Origin of the sequence: Rhizobium ruizarguesonis (assembly GCF_012349115.1) — a bacterium.
Classification (GTDB): Bacteria; Pseudomonadota; Alphaproteobacteria; order Rhizobiales; family Rhizobiaceae; genus Rhizobium; species Rhizobium ruizarguesonis.
The window spans coordinates 93671-112240 of record NZ_PQIG01000035.1; the positions used below are offsets into that span (position 1 = coordinate 93671).

Here is an 18570-nt window from a genome sequence, read left to right on the forward strand (position 1 = left end):
ATTACGGACTTATATAGGGCGATTTCTGTTGGCAAAAACCATTATCGAGTTGAAGGGCGCCGATCTGACCCTTGGCAGCGCAGCCGCCTCCGTCCATGTGCTGAAGGGCATCGATCTCGATATTGCGGCCGGCGAATCCGTCGGCATCGTCGGCCCTTCCGGTTCCGGCAAATCCACCCTGCTGATGGTGCTTGCCGGGCTGGAGAAGCTCGACAGCGGCGAGATCAACATCAATGACACGCCGCTCCATAGCCTCACTGAGGACCAGGTCGCCGATTTCCGCGGCCGCAACATCGGCATCGTCTTCCAATCCTTCCACTTGATCGCCAACATGACGGCGCTGGAAAACGTCGCCGTGCCGCTCGAACTCGCCAATGTCGGCAACGCCTTCGAGATCGCTCATCGCGAGCTGAAATCAGTCGGCCTCGGCGAACGGCTGAACCACTATCCCGGTCAGCTTTCCGGCGGCGAACAGCAGCGCGTGGCGATCGCCAGGGCGCTCGCCCCGTCGCCGGCCCTGCTGATCGCCGATGAGCCGACCGGCAATCTCGATACCGAGACCGGCCGCCAGATCGCCGACCTTCTGTTCTCCAAGCAGGCCGAACGCGGCATGACCCTGCTTCTCGTCACCCACGACGTCTCGCTTGCAAACCGATGCTCGCGCCAGATTCGCGTCCGCTCCGGCCGGATCGAAGGCGACAGCGCCGCCCGCCGCACCGAAGCGGCGATCGCATGAGGATCATCACGCCACGCGTCTCGCTCGCTTTTCGCCTGGCACTGCGCGAGCTGCGCGGCGGCATTCGCGGCTTCTACATCTTCCTTGCCTGCATCGCGCTCGGCACCGGCGCGATTGCCGCCGTCAATTCCGTTTCGCAGTCGATCACCGATACGATCGCCTCGCAGGGGCAGGAACTGCTGGCCGGCGACGTCCGTTTCGAACTCAACAACCGCGAAGCCACGTCTCAGGAAATCGGTTTCCTCGAAGGCCTCGGCACCGTTTCGGTGTCGACAGGCCTGCGCTCGATGGCCCGCAAGCCCGACGGGTCCGATCAGGCGCTGGTCGAGGTCAAGGCCGTCGACGACGCCTACCCACTCTACGGCAAGTTCGTGGCCGAGCCGGACTATCCGCTTGCAGCACTGCTTTCGGGCCAAGGCGGCACCTATGGCGCGGTCGCAGCGCCGCTGCTTCTCGATCGGCTCGGGCTTGCGGTCGGCGACGAATTGCTGCTCGGCAACGTCAAGCTCAGCATCACCGGTACGGTGAAAACCGAGCCGGATGCGCTGTCGGAAGGTTTTGGCTTTGCGCCGCGTCTCCTCGTCAGCCGCCAGGCGCTTCAAGCCTCCGGGCTGATCCAGACGGGAAGCCTGGTTGAACACGCTTACAAGATCCGGCTGGAAGACAAGGCCGCGATGTCGGGCATCCAGGCGCGCGCCTCCAAGGAATTCCCCTCCGCCGGCTGGGCGATCCGCACCAGCGACCGTGCCGCGCCCTCGCTCACCGAAAACATCACCCGCTTCTCGCAGTTCCTGACGCTGGTCGGCCTCACCGCACTGATCGTCGGCGGCGTCGGTGTCGCCAATGCGGTGCGCGCCTTCCTCGATTCCAAACGCACCACCATCGCCACTTTCAAATGTCTCGGTGCGCCGGCGCAGGTCGTCGTCCTGATCTATCTCATCCAGATCGCCATCATCGCTCTCGGCGGCATCCTGATCGGCCTCGTCATCGGCGCCCTGTCGCCGATGCTCGCCGCGCAGTTCCTGGCGCAATTCCTGCCGGTCTCCACGACGCCGACCCTCTACCCCGGCGCCCTGCTGCTCGCCACGCTCTTCGGCATCCTGACGACGCTCGCCTTCGCCATCCTGCCGCTCGGCCACGCCCGCGAAGTGCCGGCGACCGCACTGTTCCGCGAGCAGGGCTTCGAGGCCCGCCGCCTGCCCTCCTGGCCCTACATCCTGCTTGCCGCCTTGTTCATGGTCGCCCTTGCCGGGCTTGCCATCCTCACCGCCTATGATCGCTTCATCGCCGTCGTCTTCGTCGGCGCGATCGTCTTCGCCTTCGTCGTCCTGCGTCTGGTCGCCGCGCTGATCGCCTGGCTCGCGCGCCGCAGCCCGCGCGTCAATTCGCCAGCGCTGCGGCTGGCAATCGGCAACATCCACCGCCCCGGCGCACTGACCCCTTCGGTCGTGCTCTCGCTCGGCCTTGGCCTGGCATTGCTGGTGACGCTCACCCTGATCGACGGGAACCTGCGCCAGCAGCTGACCGGCCGGATGAACGAGGGGGCGCCGAACTTCTTCTTCGTCGATATCCAGAGCGCCGAGGTCGATGCCTTCCGCGATCTCGTCCAGGCGCAGGCGCCCCGGGGCAAGCTTGTCGAAGTGCCGATGCTGCGCGGCCGGATCATCGCCTTCAACGGCGAGGACGTCACCAAGATGAACGTGCCGGCGGCCGGCCGCTGGGTGCTGAACGGCGATCGCGGCATCACCTATGCCGAAACCCTGCCGGAGAACGCCGCCCTCACCGAAGGCAAATGGTGGGACAAGGATTACAGCGGCGAGCCACTCGTCTCCTTCTCCTCGGAAGAGGCGCATGAGCTGGGCCTCAAGATCGGCGATACGGTCACCGTCAACGTGCTCGGCCGCAACATCACCGCGAAGATCGCCAATCTGCGCCGCGTCGAGTGGGAATCGCTGTCGATCAATTTCGTCATGGTCTTCTCGCCGAATACCTTCCGCGGCGCCCCGCATGCGTGGCTCGCGACGCTGACCGATCCGTCTTCGACACCGGCCGAAGATGCGGCGATCCTGAAATCCGTCACCAATACCTATCCGACGATCACCAGTGTGCGCGTCAAGGACGCGATCGATATCGTCAACCAGCTGGTCGCGCAGCTTGCGACCGCGATCCGCGCTGCGGCCTCGGTCGCCCTCATCGCCTCGATCCTCGTCCTTGCCGGGGCGCTTGCCGCCGGAAACCGGGCGCGCACCCACGATGCGGTGGTGCTGAAGACGCTCGGCGCCACGCGCGCCATGCTGATCCGCGCCTTCAGCTACGAATATCTGATCCTCGGGCTTGCGACCGCGATCTTCGCGCTGATCGCCGGCGGCGTTGCCGCCTGGTTCATCGTCGCCCGCATCATGCGCCTGCCCTCGACCTTTCTGCCCGACGTGGCGGGACTGACGCTCGTCACAGCACTCGTCCTCACCGTCGGCATCGGCCTCATCGGCACCTGGCGCATCCTTGGGCAGAAGGCGGCCCCCGTTTTGCGCGAACTTTGATCAAGCCGCGGCACTCAAACCCTTCACCTTACGGCGATTTAACCGGCCGAGGCTTTGCAAGCCTCTTGTTTGCAATGGGCGAAAGCCTCATATTGTTCGCAGGCATGCTGGAGCTCCGCAGCGGCGCCCGGGTCGAAAACCCCGACACCGTATTTCCATCGGAGCTTGTAAGAGGAAACTATGGCTGATCTTCGTAACTATCAAAGCCGCGCTCAGACCGGCGAGATGATTGATCAAGGCCTGCGCGCTTATATGCTCAAGGTCTACAACCTGATGGCGCTGGGTCTGGCGATCACCGGTGTGGCCGCATATCTGTCGTTCCAATTCGCCTTCGCCAATGGCGAGCTGACCGCTTTCGGTCAGGCGATCTATGTGAGCCCGCTGAAGTGGGTGGTCATTCTGGCGCCGCTCGCTCTGGTGTTCTTCCTGAGCTTCCGGATCAATACGATGACGGTGGCTGCCGCCCAGACGACCTTTGCGGTCTACGCAGCGCTCGTCGGCCTGTCGCTCTCATCGATCTTCCTGATCTACACGGGTCAGAGCGTCGTTCAGACCTTCTTCGTCACCGCCGCCTCCTTTGGCGCGCTGTCGCTTTACGGCTACACGACGAAGCGTAACCTGTCGGCGATGGGCTCGTTCCTGATGATGGGTCTGTTCGGCCTGATCATCGCTTCGCTGGTCAACATTTTCCTGGCGTCGTCTGCCGTGCAGTTCGCCATCTCGGTGCTCGGCGTTCTGATCTTCGCAGGCCTCACCGCCTACGATACCCAGCGGATCAAGGAATTGTACCTGGAAGCTGATGACGTTGCCGTGGCCGGTCGCAAGGCGATCATGGGCGCTCTGACGCTCTATCTCGACTTCATCAACCTCTTCATGTTCCTGCTGCAGTTCATGGGCAACCGTAAATAAGCAGGGCAGACTGAGATCGAAAAGGCGGCTTCGGCCGCCTTTATTGTTGTGGGTGAATGCCGGAGGGGGTAGGGCATGCTACTGCAAGGATTTGTTTTCATCCCGTGCATTGTCGTTGCAGTACTATTTGCGAAGCGACTGCCTGATAGCCTGCTCTATTCGGTCGTTGTTTGGCTCAGCGCCACCATTGCCGCCTTGGCCGGCGCAATTTTAGGGGTTCTGGCTATCGACTACTGGCACCTGATACCTATCGACCCGATTAGAGGAAGTGACCTGGTGCTCTCTGCTGTGGTGCACGTCGTCATGGCTTTCGTCTTCTCGCCATTGCTGGTCCTGTATGTGAGGCGCCAGGCGCGCAAGCAAGCCGAAAGGTTGAGGATCCAAATTCTAGAGTAGCTGCGGCAGGGCATGTCGTTGATGATCATCTGCACATGGGCTTGCATAGGCTTTTTTTGTTGCGCCGGCTTTGCAGGAATGGTTTTAGAGGAGCCCTGCCCTCCCGCTGGACCAGCCGCCGATGTCCTTCCTCCTGCGCAAAGCCTCGCAAGCCGATATTCCCGCCATCGCCGATATCTACCGCGAATCCGTCCTGAACGGCGTCGCGAGCTATGAGATCGTACCGCCGTCCGAGGCCGAGTTGGCGCAACGTTTTGCGGCCATCGTCAGCCAGCAATATCCCTATATCGCCGCCGTCGATGCGGGCGGCGTCCTGCTCGGCTACGCCTATGTCTCGGCGTTTCGCACGCGTCCCGCCTATCGCTGGCTGGTCGAGGATTCGATCTATCTGGCGCCTGAGGCCCGCGGCCGGGGCATCGGCAAGGCGCTGCTTGCTGAACTGATCGACCGCTGCACCGGACTCGGTTTCCGTCAGATGGCAGCCGTCATCGGCGGCGCCAGCCCCGCCTCGATCGCGCTTCATCGAGCAGCCGGCTTCGAGGAGGTCGGTCTGATGAAGGGCACCGGCTATAAGCATGGCCGCTGGCTGGACACGATGTTCATGCAGCGCGCGCTCGGCGAAGCCATGACGAGCGATCCGGATCCGTCCGTCTATCCCGGCACGCTGTTTGCCGGCTGATGCGGGTTTATTTGTCGACCAGCTTCAGGGCCTTGTCGAACACCTTCAGCACCTGGTTCAGCTCGTGACCGCGCTTCAGGATGGTGCCGTTGGTGTTGATCACGGAATAGGCGCCCTGCTTCGCGGCGAGCTTCGGGTTTTTCTCGATGCGGAAGAGCGGCATTTCGCCGGAACGCTTGAAAACGGAAAAAACCGCCCTGTCCTTCAGGTGATCGATGGCGTAGTCGCGCCATTCACCGTCACCGACCATCCGGCCGTAGATCCAGAGGATCGCATCCAGTTCACGCCGGTGGAAGGTCACCGGAAGCGGGTCCTTGCTTTGCTTGTATTCCCTGAGATCGACGACGACTGAGGAACTATGGTCGACGGAACGGCTTTCGCCGTGTCGCAAATCCGGCTGATCTGTCATCAGTCTCACAAGGCCTCCACATGTGACAGGAGAGTGACAGTTTGCCCGAGCCGCCGCAAATTGCAAGAGTGCCGGCCGTCACATTCAGCCGCACGACAGCGCCGCGCGTCTCTCGCGCAAGGACGCTGTAGCACTTTGAGTCTGCGCATCATGCCTTCCGAAAGTTGGTCCGATTTTCGGAAGGCATGATGCGCTGGGCAGGCTAACGCTTTCTCCGCAGCGCCGCATTTCAGTCAAAACAGCGCCTCATTTGCAGGAGATTTATGAATTCCAGTTTGGCGCCAGCGCGCCAAAGGGCCCGGCGGAGCGTATCGACCTTAACCCCAGCCCCGAATACGCTCGGCCGGGCCGCCCCAGCATTTCATCCGTACCCGGATGAAATTTCAAATATTTTTGCCAGCCATCACCACGGTCGCGCCAAGGATCGCAGCCGGGTCGCCGTCTGCGGTCGCCGATTGCAGCAGAATGGCGCAGCCCTCGAGCTGCGGCCTCTGCAACACGCTGGCCGGCAGCGTCAGACTGGTCGCCTTGCCGTCCCACATGCCGACGGTTTCGACATTGGTGACGCTGTGCAGATAGGAGATCTTCTGGCCGCTGTTCTCGCCCTTTTCGACGTCGATGGTCTTTTCCTTGTCGAAATAGACCATCACGACATTGGCTTTGCCCTGTCCCGCGCCGATCTTGATCTCCAGCTCGTCGCCGCGCATAGCGGCACTGATCGGAACGGTCAGCCCATTGCCTTCGCTGCTATAGGTGTCGATCTGGCTGTTGATGCCATTTAGATCGGCGCCAGCCAGATGACCACGTCCGTTGACGATGGCCTGCGGCGTGTAGACGTTGCTGCGGCCCATTGTCTTGGCATAGCCATACTGCCGCTCGGTATTTTCCTTGGAACTCAGCGTATCGGCCCAACCGAGATAGTTCCAGTAATCGACATGATAGGCGAGCGCGATGACATCGCCCTGGTTCACCAGCTTGCGGAAAGCGGCATCAGCGGGAGGACAGGAAGAGCAGCCCTGCGCCGTGAAGAGTTCGACGACACCTTTCGGCGTGCCGTCTTCGGCCTGCAGCGGGCCTGAGAGAACAACGCCGGCGATCAGCGGAATCAAAAAACGGGGGGACATTCACCTGCACCTCTTTTTCAGCGCCGACGGCATGTTGGAACCGAAGGCTCTGACATATGAACGTACGAATAATCCTTCCGGGTCCAAACGAAAAGTCACGAACGGGTGAGACCTAGCTCGACGGGAACTTGCGCAAACAAATCATCGTGAGCCCCGTTTAAAGACCGTCGCCGCAAAGAAAAACCGCCGGAAACTGCTCTCCGGCGGCCATTGTCAGCTAAGTGTCTTAAAAATCAGGCAGCGAGATCGCGCAGAACCGTCTGCAGGATGCCGCCGTTGTTGAGGTAGACCACCTCGTCGAGCGTATCGACGCGCGACAGCAGCGGAACCTCCTTCACGGTGCCGTCGCCATAGGTGATCTTGGCGATCTTCTTCTCGCGCGGCTTGATCTTTTCCAGACCTTCGATGGTGACGAGTTCATCGCCCTTGAGGCCGAGGCTCTGCCAGGTCGTGCCCTCTTCGAAGACGAAGGGAATGATGCCCATACCGACCAGGTTCGAGCGATGGATGCGCTCGAAGGACTGGGCGACCACTGCCTTGACGCCAAGCAGGTTGGTGCCCTTGGCAGCCCAGTCGCGCGAGGAGCCGTTGCCATATTCGACACCGGCGAAGATGACGAGCGGCACGCCTTCCTGCTTGTACTGCATCGCGGCGTCGTAGATCGAGGTCTCTTCCTTCGACGGGTAATGGATGGTGTAGCCACCTTCCTTGCCGTTCGGGCCGAGCATGTGGTTGCGGATGCGGATATTGGCGAAGGTGCCGCGCATCATCACTTCATGGTTGCCGCGGCGCGTGCCGTACTGGTTGAAATCGGCAACGGCGACGTCGTGGTCGATGAGGTAGGCGCCAGCGGGCGATGCCGCCTTGATCGAACCGGCCGGCGAGATGTGGTCGGTGGTGATCTTGTCGCCGAACAGGCCGAGAACGCGGGCGCCCTTGATGTCGGAGACGCCGCTGCCCTTCTTGCCCATGCCGACGAAGTAGGGCGGGTTCTGCACGTAGGTCGAATTGTCGTCCCAGGCATAGGTCTGACCCGGCGGAACCTGAACGGCCTGCCAGTTGACGTCGCCCTTGAAGACATCGGCGTACTTGGATTCGTAGAGTTCGCGCGTCACGTATTTCAGGATGAATTCCTGGACTTCCTTAGAGGTCGGCCAGATGTCCTTGAGATAAACAGGGTTGCCGCTCTGGTCCTCACCGATCGGCTCCTTGGTCAGATCCGTCTGCACCGTGCCGGCAAGCGCATAAGCGACAACCAGCGGCGGAGATGCGAGATAGTTCGCCTGCACGTCGGGCGAGATGCGGCCTTCGAAGTTACGGTTGCCGGAGAGAACGCCGGAAACGATAAGGCCTTTGTCGTTGATCGTCTTCGAGATCGGCGCCGGCAGCGGGCCGGAATTGCCGATGCAGGTGGTGCAGCCGAAACCGACGAGGTTGAAGCCGAGCTTGTCGAGATCGGCCTGCAGGCCCGACTTGGCGAGATATTCGCCGACGACTTGGCTTCCCGGTGCCAGCGAGGTCTTCACCCACGGCTTCGTCTTCAGGCCCTTGGCAACGGCGTTGCGGGCAAGAAGGCCGGCGGCGATCAGCACTGACGGGTTGGAGGTGTTGGTGCACGACGTGATAGCAGCGATCGCCACGTCACCGTGGCCGAGATCGAAGTCGGTGCCTTCAACCGCATAGCGGTTGTTCAACTGGCCGGGTTTCTTGTAGTCGGCATCCATCGAGCCGGCAAAACCGGTCGCGATATTCTCGAGCGAGATACGGCCTTCCGGACGCTTCGGGCCGGCCATCGACGGCACGACGTCGTTCAGATCGAGTTCCAGCGTATCGGTGAAGACGAGCTCGGAACCGTCGCCCTCACGCCACATGCCCTGCGCCTTCGAATAGGCTTCGACGAGGGCGATCCGGTCATGAGTGCGGCCGGACATGGTGAGGTAGTTGATGGTTTCGCCGTCGACCGGGAAGAAGCCGCAGGTGGCGCCGTATTCCGGACCCATGTTGCCGATCGTCGCGCGGTCGGCGAGCGGCATGTTGTCCATACCGGGGCCGAAGAATTCGACGAACTTCGAAACGACGCCCTTCTTGCGCAGCATCTGCACGACGGTGAGAACGAGGTCGGTCGCCGTGACGCCTTCCTTGAGTTTGCCGGTCAGCTTGAAGCCGATGACTTCGGGCAGCAGCATCGAGACCGGCTGGCCGAGCATCGCAGCTTCCGCTTCGATACCGCCCACACCCCAGCCGAGAACGCCGAGACCGTTGATCATCGTCGTGTGGCTGTCGGTGCCGACGCAAGTATCCGGATAGGCGATCGTCTCGCCGTCTTCTTCCTTGGTCCAGACGGTCTGGCCGAGATACTCGAGATTGACCTGATGACAGATGCCGGTGCCGGGAGGCACGACGCGGAAATTCTTGAAGGCCTGCTGGCCCCACTTCAGGAAACGGTAGCGCTCGCCGTTGCGCTGGTATTCCAGCTCGACGTTGCGCGCGAAGGCCTGCGGCGTGCCGAATTCGTCGACGATGACGGAGTGGTCGATGACAAGATCGACGGGAACGAGCGGGTTGATCTTCTCGGGATCGCCGCCGAGCGACACCATCGCGTCGCGCATAGCGGCAAGATCGACGACGGCGGGAACGCCGGTGAAGTCCTGCATCAGCACGCGCGCCGGGCGATAGGCGATCTCGTTTTCGACCGCGCCCTTATTGTTCAACCATTCGGCAACGGCCAGGATGTGCTCCTTGGTGACCGACTGGCCGTCTTCGAAGCGCAGCAGGTTTTCAAGCAGCACCTTCATCGAATAGGGAAGCTTCGACACACCGGCCAGACCGTTTGCCTCAGCCTTGGGCAGGCTGTAATAGACATAGTCCTTCCCGTTCACGGAGAGCGTGGAACGACAATTGAAACTGTCAAGAGATTTAGACACGAGAGACCCCGTTTCTGATAGCCAACACAGTCGTGCGAACGCCTATGCACTTAATGCACATCAGGATGCGGGTACGGCCATTTCCGCTGTCCGCACGTGGAACAGACGCTCCAAGTTCGGCGCAAGGATGAAATTCACGCCGACCGCTGGCGTGGTTGCAGGTCTTATAGATAATTTCCTAAAAACTTGCCATACCCGAGGACAGTCAAAATCGGACATTTTTTGACCCCGCCGGAAGCCGAAACCGAGAAAGAGCCGACGCATGCATCTCACCGCCGAAAATCTGGCTGCAAGGCGCGGTGAGGATCTCATTTTCGTTAACATTTCCTTTCACTTGGCGGCCGGCGAGGCGCTTGTCCTCACGGGTAGAAATGGATCGGGAAAGTCCACTTTGCTGCGTGTGGCCGCCGGACTGCTGAGGCCGGAAAAAGGCACTGTCATATTTCACGACGAAGGGAGCCCGGGAGGTAGCCATCCGGGCGAGGTCAGCCACTACCTTGGCCATCGAAACGCGATGAAGAATGAACTTACGGTTGCAGAAAATCTCGATTTCTGGCGTGTCTTTCTCGGTGACACAGGCGGCGCTGCCAGCCTCGCCGTCGAGGACGCCGCCGAAGCGGTCGGTCTTTCGGGAATCACTCACCTTCCCTTCGGTTATCTCTCCGCCGGCCAGCAGCGCCGATTCGCCTTCGCCAAGTTGCTCGTTGCCCACCGCCCGGTCTGGATCCTCGACGAGCCGACCGCGGCACTCGATGCCAGCGCCTACCGGCTGTTTACCGATTTGATAACGGCGCATCTGGAAAAGGGCGGCATCGTGCTGGCGGCGACGCATCAGCCGCTGCGGCTGAGGAATTCGCAGGAATTGAAGATGACGGGCTTTGCCGGGGTCGATCATGGGGTATGGGGTTGATGCTTCTCGACGTAGCTACCCCGTCAACCGCATATCTAGAGAGCTGCCTCGCATGACCGCCCTCTTCCTCCGCGACCTGAAACTTTCCATCCGCGCCGGCGGCGGTGCGCTGATCGGCGTGCTGTTCTTCCTGACCATCGTCGCCGTCATTCCCTTCGGCGTCGGCCCCGATCTCAAGCTGCTTTCGCGCATCGGCCCCGCCATCGTCTGGATCGGGGCGCTGCTCGCCGCCCTTCTCGGCCTCGACCGCCTGTTCCAGGCCGAGCGCGACGACGGATCGCTTGACCTGATGCTGATGCAGGAAACGCCGCTCGTCCTGACCGTGCTGGTCAAATGCTTTGCCCATTGGACGGCCACCAGCCTGCCGCTCGTCATCGCCTCGCCGCTGCTCGGCCTCTTCATGAACATGGACGAGACAGCGATCGGCGCGACCATGCTGACGCTGCTGGTCGGCTCGCCCGCCATCACCTTCATCGGCGCCGTCGGCGCCGCCGTTGCCGTGGCGCTGCCCCGCGGCGGCCTGCTGGTCTCGATCCTCGTGCTGCCGCTGACCATCCCAGTGCTGATCTTCGGCGTCAGCGCCACCTATGCTGCAGTCGAGGATCCCGCCCCGTTCCTGCCACCCTTCCTGATCCTCATTGCGCTGACACTCTTCTTCGCGGTCATCGGCCCGGCAGCCGCGGCCCTGGCGCTACGAAACACAGCGGATTGATGGGGCGTTCGATTGCGGGAAAAGCCGGATCAAGGTAAGGAAACGATCATGAGCGAAACGAGCCTTGCCATCAGCAAATTCAGCGATCTCGCCAACCCGACGCGGTTTCTGGCGCTGGCGGCGCGCGCCATTCCGTGGCTGGCTGGCATCACCGCCCTCTGTTTCGCGGTCGGCCTCTATCTGAGCTTCGCCACCGAAGGCGATTACCAGCAGGGCCAGACCGTGCGCATCATGTATGTGCATGTGCCCTCGGCCTGGCTTTCGATGATGTGCTATACGATCATGAGCGTCTCGGCGATCGGCACGCTGGTCTGGCGCCATCCGCTGGCCGATGTCTCCGCCAAGGCCGCAGCGCCGCTCGGCGCCGCCTTTACCCTGCTTGCACTCGTCACCGGTTCGCTCTGGGGCAAGCCGATGTGGGGCACCTGGTGGGTCTGGGATGCGCGGCTGACCTCCGTCTTCGTTCTCTTCCTGATGTATCTCGGGCTGATTGCACTCGGCCGCGCCATCGACGATCCGTCGAAGGCCGCGCGCGTCACCGCCGTGCTCATCCTTGTCGGCTTCGTCAACATTCCGATCATCAAATTCTCCGTCGAGTGGTGGAACACGCTGCATCAATCGGCAAGCGTGCTGCGCCTCGACGGCCCGGCGATCGATCCGGAATTCCTGCGCCCGCTCTTCATCATGGCGATCGCCTTCACCCTGCTCTTTTTCACGCTGCACATCATGGCGATGAGGAACGAGATCTGGCGCCGCCGCATTGCCGCTCAGCGCCGTCTTGCCGCCCGCATGGCGAGCCGGGAGGAATAGAGCCGTGACGCATGACTTCTACGTCTACGCTTCCTATGGCTTTGCAGCCCTGGTGACGATCGCCGTCACGGCCTGGACCTGGGCCGACGGCCGCGCCCGCCGCAGGGAACTTGCCGCCCTTGAGGCTGCCGGCATCCGCCGCCGTTCGGCGCGCCCCAAGAACAGTGTGGGGGATGGCGAATGAACGACACGCCGGAAAACACCGCCGCCAAGCCGCGCGGGCTTAGCCGTTACGCATTGGCGCTGCTGCCGCTCGTCGTCTTCGGCGGCATCGCTGCCACGGCCGCAAAGATGCTCTACGACCAGGATTTCCATGGCAAGAACATCGCCGAAATTCCCTCCGCCCTGATCGGCACCAAGGCGCCGGCGCTGAACCTGCCGCCGCTCGACGGCGCCAACCTGCCGGCGCTGACCGATGCGGCAATCAAGGGTAAGCTGACCCTCGTCAACGTCTTCGCCTCATGGTGTCTCCCCTGCCGGGATGAACATCCAGTATTGAAAGAACTGGCAAAGGACGGACGGTTGAACATCGTCGCCATCAATTACAAGGACCAGAGCGACAACGCCCTGCGTTTCCTCGGCGAACTCGGCAACCCCTATCGTGCGATCGGCGTCGATCCGAACGGCAAGGCAGCGATCGACTGGGGTGTCTACGGCATTCCGGAAAGCTATCTGGTCGGGCCTGACGGCACGATCCTCTACAAGCGCGTCGGCCCCTTCGACGATATCAGCCTGAAGGAAGGGCTTTTTCCTGCGATAGAAAAGGCGCTCGGCAAGCCGACTTCCTGAGTGATCCACAAAAGGCCCCTCCCCAACCCCTCCCCACAAGGGGGAGGGACTTAACGTGCGGCTCTTGCCGTGCGTCCTATCGAACGTCCAGTGTGCAGTTGGCTGGTTTGCGAGGCGGTGCCACGAGTTAGTCCCTCCCCCTTGTGGGGAGGGGTTGGGGAGGGGTTTATCGGGACAAAAAAAGCCCTACACCCCGCCCTGCCAGACCTTGATCGCCTCCACCGGCCAGATCAGCATGACAACGTTGAGCGTCAGGTTGTCGCGGATCACGTAGCCAGTGAAAATCTCGAAGAAGATGGCGATCGCTACCGTCAGCGCCACCGGTGCGCGCCGCGCGAAGAAGAAACCGACGCACATGAAGACAGTGTCCATCGCCGAATTCAGGATGCTGTCGCCGTAATAATCAAGCGCAATCGTCGCCGTACGGTAACGGTCGATGATGAGAGGCGAATTCTCGAGCAGCTCCCAGCCGGATTCGATCACCAGCGCCAGCAGCAGCCTTGCCGCCAGCGGCTTGCGGCGCAGGATGAGATGCCCGAGCCCGTAGAACAGGAAGCCGTGGATGATGTGTGACGGCGTGTACCAATCCGACAGATGCTGCGAATTGCCGCTGGTATTGACCCCGCCCTCCCACAGCTTGACATAACCACAGGCGCAGATCGGAACGCGGCCCATCATATATTCGGCGGCGATCTGAATGATCAGAACCGCAAGGCAGGCGACAAACCAGAAGTTCTGGTGTCTTACGCGAGACTCTGCATCGACAGCGCTCACTTCTCGCCTTCCGTTTCCAGGTTGATACTATGCTTCAGCACCAGCGGCATCTGCGCCAGCGTGAAGATGATGGTGATCGGCATCGTGCCCCAGACCTTGAAGGCGACCCAGGTACCGTCGGAAAAATTGCGCCAGACGACTTCGTTCAGCACGGCGAGGAAGAGAAAGAAGATGCCCCAGCGGATGGTGAGCTTGCGCCAGCCCTCGGCATCGAGCTGAAAGGCGGCGTTAAAGACATAGCCGAGCAGCGACTTGCCGAAGGCCAGTCCGCCGAGCAGCGCCACCCCGAAGAGCGCGTTGACGATGGTCGGCTTCATCTTGATGAAGGTCTCGTTCTGCAGCCAGATCGACAGCGAGCCGAAGATGAGGACGACGATGCCTGATACAAAAGGCATGATCGGCAGATGGCCGAGCACGATCTTCGAAACGATCAGCGAGAGGATCGTCGCCGCCATGAAGAGGCCGGTCGCGACGAACAGCGGTCCGCCCAATTCGGAAAGAGCAGGAAACGTCTCCACCAGCCACTGGCCACGCAGATTGGCGAAGAAGAAGATCAGCAGCGGTCCGAGTTCCAGCGCCAGTTTCAGCAGCGGATGATGCCGGTCGGCAGCAGACGGGGTGATATCGCTCTCTGTACTCATGCGTTCTTCAAACCTGTTTTCCTGGAAACTGTTCCGGCCGTGCCTTGCAGGCTTTCGGCGGCATATCTGTGGCATCATTGCCCAAGCCCGGCAATGGCATGGGCAAAATCCTCGGCCTCGAACGGCTCCAGATCCTCGACGCCCTCGCCGACGCCGATGAAATAGACCGGCAGCTTATGCTTGGCCGAGATGGCGACAAGAATGCCGCCGCGCGCCGTGCCGTCGAGCTTTGTCATGATCAGCCCGTTGACGCCGGCGACGTTGCGGAAGATCTCGACCTGGTTGAGCGCGTTCTGCCCCGTCGTGGCATCGAGGGTCTGCAGCACGGTGTGCGGCGCATCGGGATCGAGCTTGCCGAGCACGCGCACGATCTTCTCGAGCTCGGCCATCAGCTCTGCCTTGTTCTGCAGGCGGCCGGCGGTATCGACGATCAGCACGTCGCATTTTTTCGCCTTTGCCTGTTCGAAGGCATCATAGGCAAGGCCGGCGGCATCGGCGCCGAGCTTGGTGCCGATGAATTCGGATTTCGTCCGGTCGGCCCAGATCTTCAGTTGCTCGATCGCAGCCGCACGGAAAGTATCGCCGGCTGCCAGCATCACCTTCAGCCCGGCGCCGGAAAGCTTCGCCGCAAGCTTGCCGATCGTCGTCGTCTTGCCGGTGCCGTTGACGCCGACGACGAGGATGACATGCGGCTTGTGCGAGAGGTCGAGCTGCAGCGGCTTGGCGACCGGCTTCAAGACCTTGGCGATTTCGGACGCCATGATCCGGCTGACATCCTCGCCGGTGACATCCTTGCCATAACGCTCGGAAGCGAGTGTGTCGGTGACGCGCATGGCGGTCTCGACGCCGAGATCGGCCTGGATCAGCAGATCTTCGAGATCCTGCAGCGTCTCGTCATCGAGCTTGCGCTTGGTGAACAGCGCGGTGATCTGGCTCGTCAGCTGCGAGGAGGTGCGCGCAAGGCCGTTGCGCAGGCGCTGGAACCAGCTGAGTTTCGGCTGCAGGACAACCGGCGCCGGCTCGACGACCTTAGGGCCGGTGGCGAAGCCTTTGGGGAGGATGGGGGATTCTGGCCTCGGCTCCTCGATCGCCGCCTCGGAGGGTTCTGCAGGCAGGATATCGTCTTCCGCCTTGTCCGGCATCTCCACAGCGGGAGGGGTCGACGGAATGGAGATGTCGTCTTCCACGTCCGGCGCCAAAATCTCTTCGGGCAACGTCTCTATAATCTCGACGACAGCTTCGACAGCATTGGGCGTTTCATCCTCAATGGCATCGACCGAGGAACCGGAAGGCAACGCGCCCGCAACTTCTTCGACTTCGGCTTCGGCCTCCAGCAGTGAAAGCGGCACCAGGCCGAAATCGCTCATCTGATCCGCAGGAGGAAGTGGCACGGCTTCCTCAAGGATGCTTGGCGCCTCGACCCCGCCCTCGCCGATATCGGCGGCCGGGCCGCCGGCCATGTCCATTTCCTCGGGCAGAACGGGATCGTCGGCGACCGGCAGAACCTCGTTCGGCGACCGCTGTTCGAGCTCGGCCTCCACCGCACTCGTCTCCGCCGGCTTGTCCTTGCCGAAGGTGAAGACCTTTTTGATGAAACTGAGCGCCATGGGGATTCCGTGAAAGTCAGGCCGCTGCTGCGGCCGTCAATTGCATGTCGAGATGCTTGCCATTGTGGCCGGTGATCGTGACCGGCACAAGTTCGCCAGGACGAAGGCCGGGGGCTGCGACCAGCGTGAAGTTCTCCGTATGCGCCAGGCCGTTGTTTTCAACAAGCAGCCATTGCCGGGTTCCAATCATCCCATCGAGATGGGATCGATGCAGCCTATGTCCAGCGGCGCGCAGCCTTGCGGCGCGATCCTTGACCAGCGACCGGTCGAGCTGCGGCATGCGGGCGGCCGGCGTGCCGGGACGCGGACTGTAGGGAAAGACATGCAGATGGGCGATACCAGCCTCTTCGGCCAGCCCCACGGCATTCTCGAACATCGCTTCGGTTTCTGTGGGAAAGCCGGCGATCATGTCGGCGCCGAAACTCATCTCGGGACGAAGCCGGCGCGCATCCTCGATGAAACGCAGCGCATCGGCGCGTAAATGCCGGCGCTTCATGCGCTTCAGAATCATGTCGTCGCCATGCTGCAGCGACAGATGCAGATGCGGCATGAAACGTGGCTCGTCGGCGATGAGATCCATCAGGTGGGCATCGGCCTCGATGCTGTCGATCGAGGAAAGCCGCAGGCGGCGGATATCGGGGATCTGCTTCAGCAGCGTCTTCGCCAAAAGCCCGAGCGTCGGGGCGCCCGGCAGATCGCTGCCATAGCTGGTGGCATCGACGCCGGTCAGCACGATCTCGCGGTAACCGCCGTCGACGAGCTTGCGGGCCTGATCGACGACGGCTCCCATCGGTACGGAGCGGGAATTGCCGCGGCCATAGGGAATGATGCAGAAGGTGCAGCGGTGGTCGCAACCATTCTGCACCTGGATGAAGGCGCGCACATGGCCGTCGATGTGTCTGACCATCTGCGGCGCCGTCGCCTTGACGCTCATGATGTCGTTGACCCGGAGCTTCTCTTCGGCCGAAACGCCGAAATCCGGCAGGCTGCGATAGGAGGCGCTCGTCAGCTTCTCCTCGTTGCCGAGCACGGCATCGACCTCCGCCATGGCGGCGAAAGTCTGCTTTTCCGTCTGCGCGGCGCAGCCGGTGACGATGATGCGGGCATGCGGATTGTCGCGCCGTGCCCGGCGGATCGCCTGGCGGGCCTGGCGCACGGCCTCGCCGGTCACGGCACAGGTGTTGACCAGGATGGCGTTGTTGAGCCCGGCCTTTTCAGCCTGCGCCTTCATCACTTCGGATTCATATGTGTTGAGGCGGCAGCCGAAGGTAATGACCTCGACGCCGCTCACTGCGCCTCCGCCTCTCGCGTACCCTCGCGCCACCAGAGACCGGTCGAAGGATCGAGCGTACCCGACCATTCCCATTCGGCAGGGCCGGTCATGATGACGTGATCGTCGTGCTCGCGCCATTCGATGGAAAGCACGCCCGGCGGCTTGGCGCTTGCCACATTGATCGTCACCTTCCGGCCGGTGCGGCCGGTGCGCGCGGCACTGACGGCCGCCGAACAGGCGGCCGAACCGCAGGCAAGCGTCAGCCCCGCGCCACGCTCCCAGGTGCGCGTCGTCACCGATGTCGGCGATGTCACCTGCGCCAGCGTGATATTGGCGCGCTCAGGAAACATCGGATGGTTTTCGAGCAGCGGTCCGAAGCGGGCGAGATCATAGGACATCACGTCCCTGTCTACCCAGAAGATCGCATGCGGATTGCCCATCGACATCGCCGACGGCGAATGCAGCACCGGCTTGTCGATCGGGCCGATCTGCAGTTCGATGCGGCTGGTGTCATGGAATTCTTCCGCCAGCGGGATCCTGTCCCAATCGAACACCGGCCGGCCCATATCGACCGAGATCGTCCCGTCCTCGTGCTCGACGGCATTCAGGATGCCGGCGACCGTCTGGAAGGTAAAGACCTTCCTGCCGGTCTCGGCGGCAAGCGCCTGCACGACGCAGCGCGTGCCGTTGCCGCAAGCCTGCGCCTTCGAGCCGTCGGAATTCAGGATATCGATGAAGGCATCGGTGCCTTCGGCCTTCGGATCATGGATCGCCATGATCTGATCGAACTCGGTCTGTGGATCGGCATTGAGCGCGACCGCCGCCGCCGGCGTCACCTTGTCCGGCCGGCCGCGCATGTCGACGACCAGGATCTTGTTGCCAAGCCCGTTCATCCTCGCGAATTCGACCGTTGCGCTCATGGTATCATTCCGTCTGTCTTTCCGGTGTATATGGCGGAAATGCGAAGGAATTACCAGTGGGTGAGTGCCGGGCAGGCGTTGCGGTCTGCCGATCCTTTCGAGGCAGTTTGGCTTTTACCGCTGTGCACCGTCGGGATCGAAAGACGCAGCATGGGCTTCGACAATAGCTGCGGTGATGACCTTTCTCAGCTCGTAGACCAGCGAGCGGGACCGCTTGCGATCCAGATCCTGTGCCGCCTTCGCAAGATTCAGGCCTTCGTTCAGGACAATATGATGGGCCCGCGCCAGCGCCCAGCTCTCAATATCAGGATTTAACATTCGATATCTCCGCCGATTCATTCGGCATCAAGGATATTCACGAATCATTTTACAGGACGCACTTAAGTAGAAAGTAGAATCATAAGCAGAATAATTTGC

At 61.8% G+C, this 18570-nt stretch carries 19 protein-coding genes; 10 read left to right on the forward strand and 9 right to left on the reverse strand.

What is annotated here, in order from left to right:
* Positions 1–28: 28 nt before the first annotated feature.
* From C3Y91_RS04840 to C3Y91_RS04860, 5 genes are all read left to right on the forward strand, one after another.
* The gene (locus tag C3Y91_RS04840; RefSeq protein ID WP_018072061.1) at positions 29–736 is read left to right on the forward strand and encodes an ABC transporter ATP-binding protein; all 708 of its coding nucleotides are present in this window, start codon (positions 29–31) and stop codon (positions 734–736) included.
* The gene (locus C3Y91_RS04845; protein ID WP_024320423.1) at positions 733–3276 is read left to right on the forward strand and encodes an ABC transporter permease; all 2544 of its coding nucleotides are present in this window, start codon (positions 733–735) and stop codon (positions 3274–3276) included. The genes C3Y91_RS04840 and C3Y91_RS04845 overlap by 4 nt, the downstream gene beginning before the upstream one ends.
* A 180-nt stretch (positions 3277–3456) precedes the next feature.
* A complete protein-coding gene (locus tag C3Y91_RS04850) occupies positions 3457–4185 on the forward strand; it encodes a Bax inhibitor-1/YccA family protein (RefSeq protein ID WP_011653891.1) in 729 nt (242 codons plus the stop codon).
* A 75-nt stretch (positions 4186–4260) separates the two neighbouring features.
* Positions 4261–4581 carry a hypothetical protein gene (locus tag C3Y91_RS04855; RefSeq protein WP_018072059.1) on the forward strand — a complete coding sequence of 107 codons (321 nt, stop codon included), beginning with the start codon at positions 4261–4263 and terminating at the stop codon, positions 4579–4581.
* Positions 4582–4702: 121 nt separating this feature from the next.
* Positions 4703–5260, forward strand: coding sequence for a GNAT family N-acetyltransferase (locus tag C3Y91_RS04860; RefSeq protein WP_024320424.1), 558 nt, complete (start codon positions 4703–4705; stop codon positions 5258–5260).
* A gap of 7 nt (positions 5261–5267) precedes the next feature.
* On the opposite strand, the gene C3Y91_RS04865 is transcribed toward C3Y91_RS04860, so the two are convergent.
* The 3 genes from C3Y91_RS04865 to acnA form a co-directional block, all read right to left on the reverse strand.
* A complete protein-coding gene (locus tag C3Y91_RS04865; RefSeq protein ID WP_018448249.1) occupies positions 5268–5669 on the reverse strand; it encodes a DUF2794 domain-containing protein in 402 nt (133 codons plus the stop codon).
* A 383-nt stretch (positions 5670–6052) separates the two neighbouring features.
* A complete protein-coding gene (locus C3Y91_RS04870) occupies positions 6053–6793 on the reverse strand; it encodes a DUF1223 domain-containing protein (protein WP_012759356.1) in 741 nt (246 codons plus the stop codon).
* A gap of 233 nt (positions 6794–7026) precedes the next feature.
* Positions 7027–9717, reverse strand: coding sequence for an aconitate hydratase AcnA (gene acnA, locus C3Y91_RS04875; RefSeq protein ID WP_024320425.1), 2691 nt, complete (start codon positions 9715–9717; stop codon positions 7027–7029).
* A 262-nt stretch (positions 9718–9979) separates the two neighbouring features.
* On the opposite strand from acnA, the gene ccmA reads away from it, so the two are divergent.
* The 5 genes from ccmA to C3Y91_RS04900 are packed head-to-tail and all read left to right on the forward strand — an operon-like array spanning position 9980 to position 12938.
* Positions 9980–10627 carry a heme ABC exporter ATP-binding protein CcmA gene (ccmA, locus tag C3Y91_RS04880; protein ID WP_024320426.1) on the forward strand — a complete coding sequence of 216 codons (648 nt, stop codon included), beginning with the start codon at positions 9980–9982 and terminating at the stop codon, positions 10625–10627.
* A 52-nt stretch (positions 10628–10679) separates the two neighbouring features.
* The gene (gene ccmB / locus C3Y91_RS04885; RefSeq protein WP_024320427.1) at positions 10680–11339 is read left to right on the forward strand and encodes a heme exporter protein CcmB; all 660 of its coding nucleotides are present in this window, start codon (positions 10680–10682) and stop codon (positions 11337–11339) included.
* Positions 11340–11387: 48 nt separating this feature from the next.
* Complete coding sequence (locus C3Y91_RS04890) at positions 11388–12149, forward strand: heme ABC transporter permease (protein ID WP_024320428.1); 762 nt, start codon at positions 11388–11390, stop codon at positions 12147–12149.
* A 4-nt stretch (positions 12150–12153) separates the two neighbouring features.
* Positions 12154–12333: a heme exporter protein CcmD gene (gene ccmD, locus C3Y91_RS04895; RefSeq protein WP_024320429.1), complete on the forward strand. Its 180-nt coding sequence runs from the start codon at positions 12154–12156 to the stop codon at positions 12331–12333.
* Positions 12330–12938: a DsbE family thiol:disulfide interchange protein gene (locus tag C3Y91_RS04900; RefSeq protein ID WP_130665243.1), complete on the forward strand. Its 609-nt coding sequence runs from the start codon at positions 12330–12332 to the stop codon at positions 12936–12938. The genes ccmD and C3Y91_RS04900 overlap by 4 nt, the downstream gene beginning before the upstream one ends.
* 186 nt (positions 12939–13124) lie before the next feature.
* Here the strand turns inward: C3Y91_RS04900 and C3Y91_RS04905 are convergent, their stop codons facing one another.
* The 6 genes from C3Y91_RS04905 to C3Y91_RS04930 form a co-directional block, all read right to left on the reverse strand.
* Complete coding sequence (locus C3Y91_RS04905) at positions 13125–13712, reverse strand: DUF2585 domain-containing protein (RefSeq protein WP_130665244.1); 588 nt, start codon at positions 13710–13712, stop codon at positions 13125–13127.
* Entirely contained in the window at positions 13709–14353 is a 645-nt protein-coding gene (locus C3Y91_RS04910) for a septation protein A (protein ID WP_168575097.1), read from the reverse strand. Before C3Y91_RS04910 ends, C3Y91_RS04905 begins: the two co-directional genes overlap by 4 nt.
* Positions 14354–14427: 74 nt before the next feature.
* Positions 14428–15960 carry a signal recognition particle-docking protein FtsY gene (ftsY, locus tag C3Y91_RS04915; RefSeq protein WP_130665246.1) on the reverse strand — a complete coding sequence of 511 codons (1533 nt, stop codon included), beginning with the start codon at positions 15958–15960 and terminating at the stop codon, positions 14428–14430.
* A gap of 16 nt (positions 15961–15976) precedes the next feature.
* Positions 15977–17251, reverse strand: coding sequence for a tRNA (N(6)-L-threonylcarbamoyladenosine(37)-C(2))-methylthiotransferase MtaB (mtaB, locus tag C3Y91_RS04920; protein WP_168575098.1), 1275 nt, complete (start codon positions 17249–17251; stop codon positions 15977–15979).
* The gene (gene dapF, locus C3Y91_RS04925) at positions 17248–18153 is read right to left on the reverse strand and encodes a diaminopimelate epimerase (protein ID WP_018072047.1); all 906 of its coding nucleotides are present in this window, start codon (positions 18151–18153) and stop codon (positions 17248–17250) included. The genes mtaB and dapF overlap by 4 nt, the downstream gene beginning before the upstream one ends.
* A gap of 114 nt (positions 18154–18267) precedes the next feature.
* The gene (locus C3Y91_RS04930) at positions 18268–18492 is read right to left on the reverse strand and encodes a hypothetical protein (protein WP_017989736.1); all 225 of its coding nucleotides are present in this window, start codon (positions 18490–18492) and stop codon (positions 18268–18270) included.
* Between the last annotated feature and the right edge of the window lie 78 nt (positions 18493–18570).

Excerpts from the sequence above, each read along its gene's own strand:
- ccmA (WP_024320426.1), top strand. The coding sequence starts at position 9,980 with ATGCATCTCACCGCCGAAAATCTGGCTGCAAGGCGCGGTGAGGATCTC.
- C3Y91_RS04865 (WP_018448249.1), bottom strand. The coding sequence starts at position 5,669 with ATGACAGATCAGCCGGATTTGCGACACGGCGAAAGCCGTTCCGTCGAC.
- ccmB (WP_024320427.1), top strand. The coding sequence starts at position 10,680 with ATGACCGCCCTCTTCCTCCGCGACCTGAAACTTTCCATCCGCGCCGGC.
- C3Y91_RS04910 (WP_168575097.1), bottom strand. The coding sequence starts at position 14,353 with ATGAGTACAGAGAGCGATATCACCCCGTCTGCTGCCGACCGGCATCAT.
- C3Y91_RS04930 (WP_017989736.1), bottom strand. The coding sequence starts at position 18,492 with ATGAATCGGCGGAGATATCGAATGTTAAATCCTGATATTGAGAGCTGG.
- C3Y91_RS04860 (WP_024320424.1), top strand. The coding sequence starts at position 4,703 with ATGTCCTTCCTCCTGCGCAAAGCCTCGCAAGCCGATATTCCCGCCATC.
- ftsY (WP_130665246.1), bottom strand. The coding sequence starts at position 15,960 with ATGGCGCTCAGTTTCATCAAAAAGGTCTTCACCTTCGGCAAGGACAAG.
- dapF (WP_018072047.1), bottom strand. The coding sequence starts at position 18,153 with ATGAGCGCAACGGTCGAATTCGCGAGGATGAACGGGCTTGGCAACAAG.
- C3Y91_RS04855 (WP_018072059.1), top strand. The coding sequence starts at position 4,261 with ATGCTACTGCAAGGATTTGTTTTCATCCCGTGCATTGTCGTTGCAGTA.
- C3Y91_RS04850 (WP_011653891.1), top strand. The coding sequence starts at position 3,457 with ATGGCTGATCTTCGTAACTATCAAAGCCGCGCTCAGACCGGCGAGATG.
- C3Y91_RS04870 (WP_012759356.1), bottom strand. The coding sequence starts at position 6,793 with ATGTCCCCCCGTTTTTTGATTCCGCTGATCGCCGGCGTTGTTCTCTCA.
- C3Y91_RS04845 (WP_024320423.1), top strand. The coding sequence starts at position 733 with ATGAGGATCATCACGCCACGCGTCTCGCTCGCTTTTCGCCTGGCACTG.
- C3Y91_RS04900 (WP_130665243.1), top strand. The coding sequence starts at position 12,330 with ATGAACGACACGCCGGAAAACACCGCCGCCAAGCCGCGCGGGCTTAGC.
- C3Y91_RS04890 (WP_024320428.1), top strand. The coding sequence starts at position 11,388 with ATGAGCGAAACGAGCCTTGCCATCAGCAAATTCAGCGATCTCGCCAAC.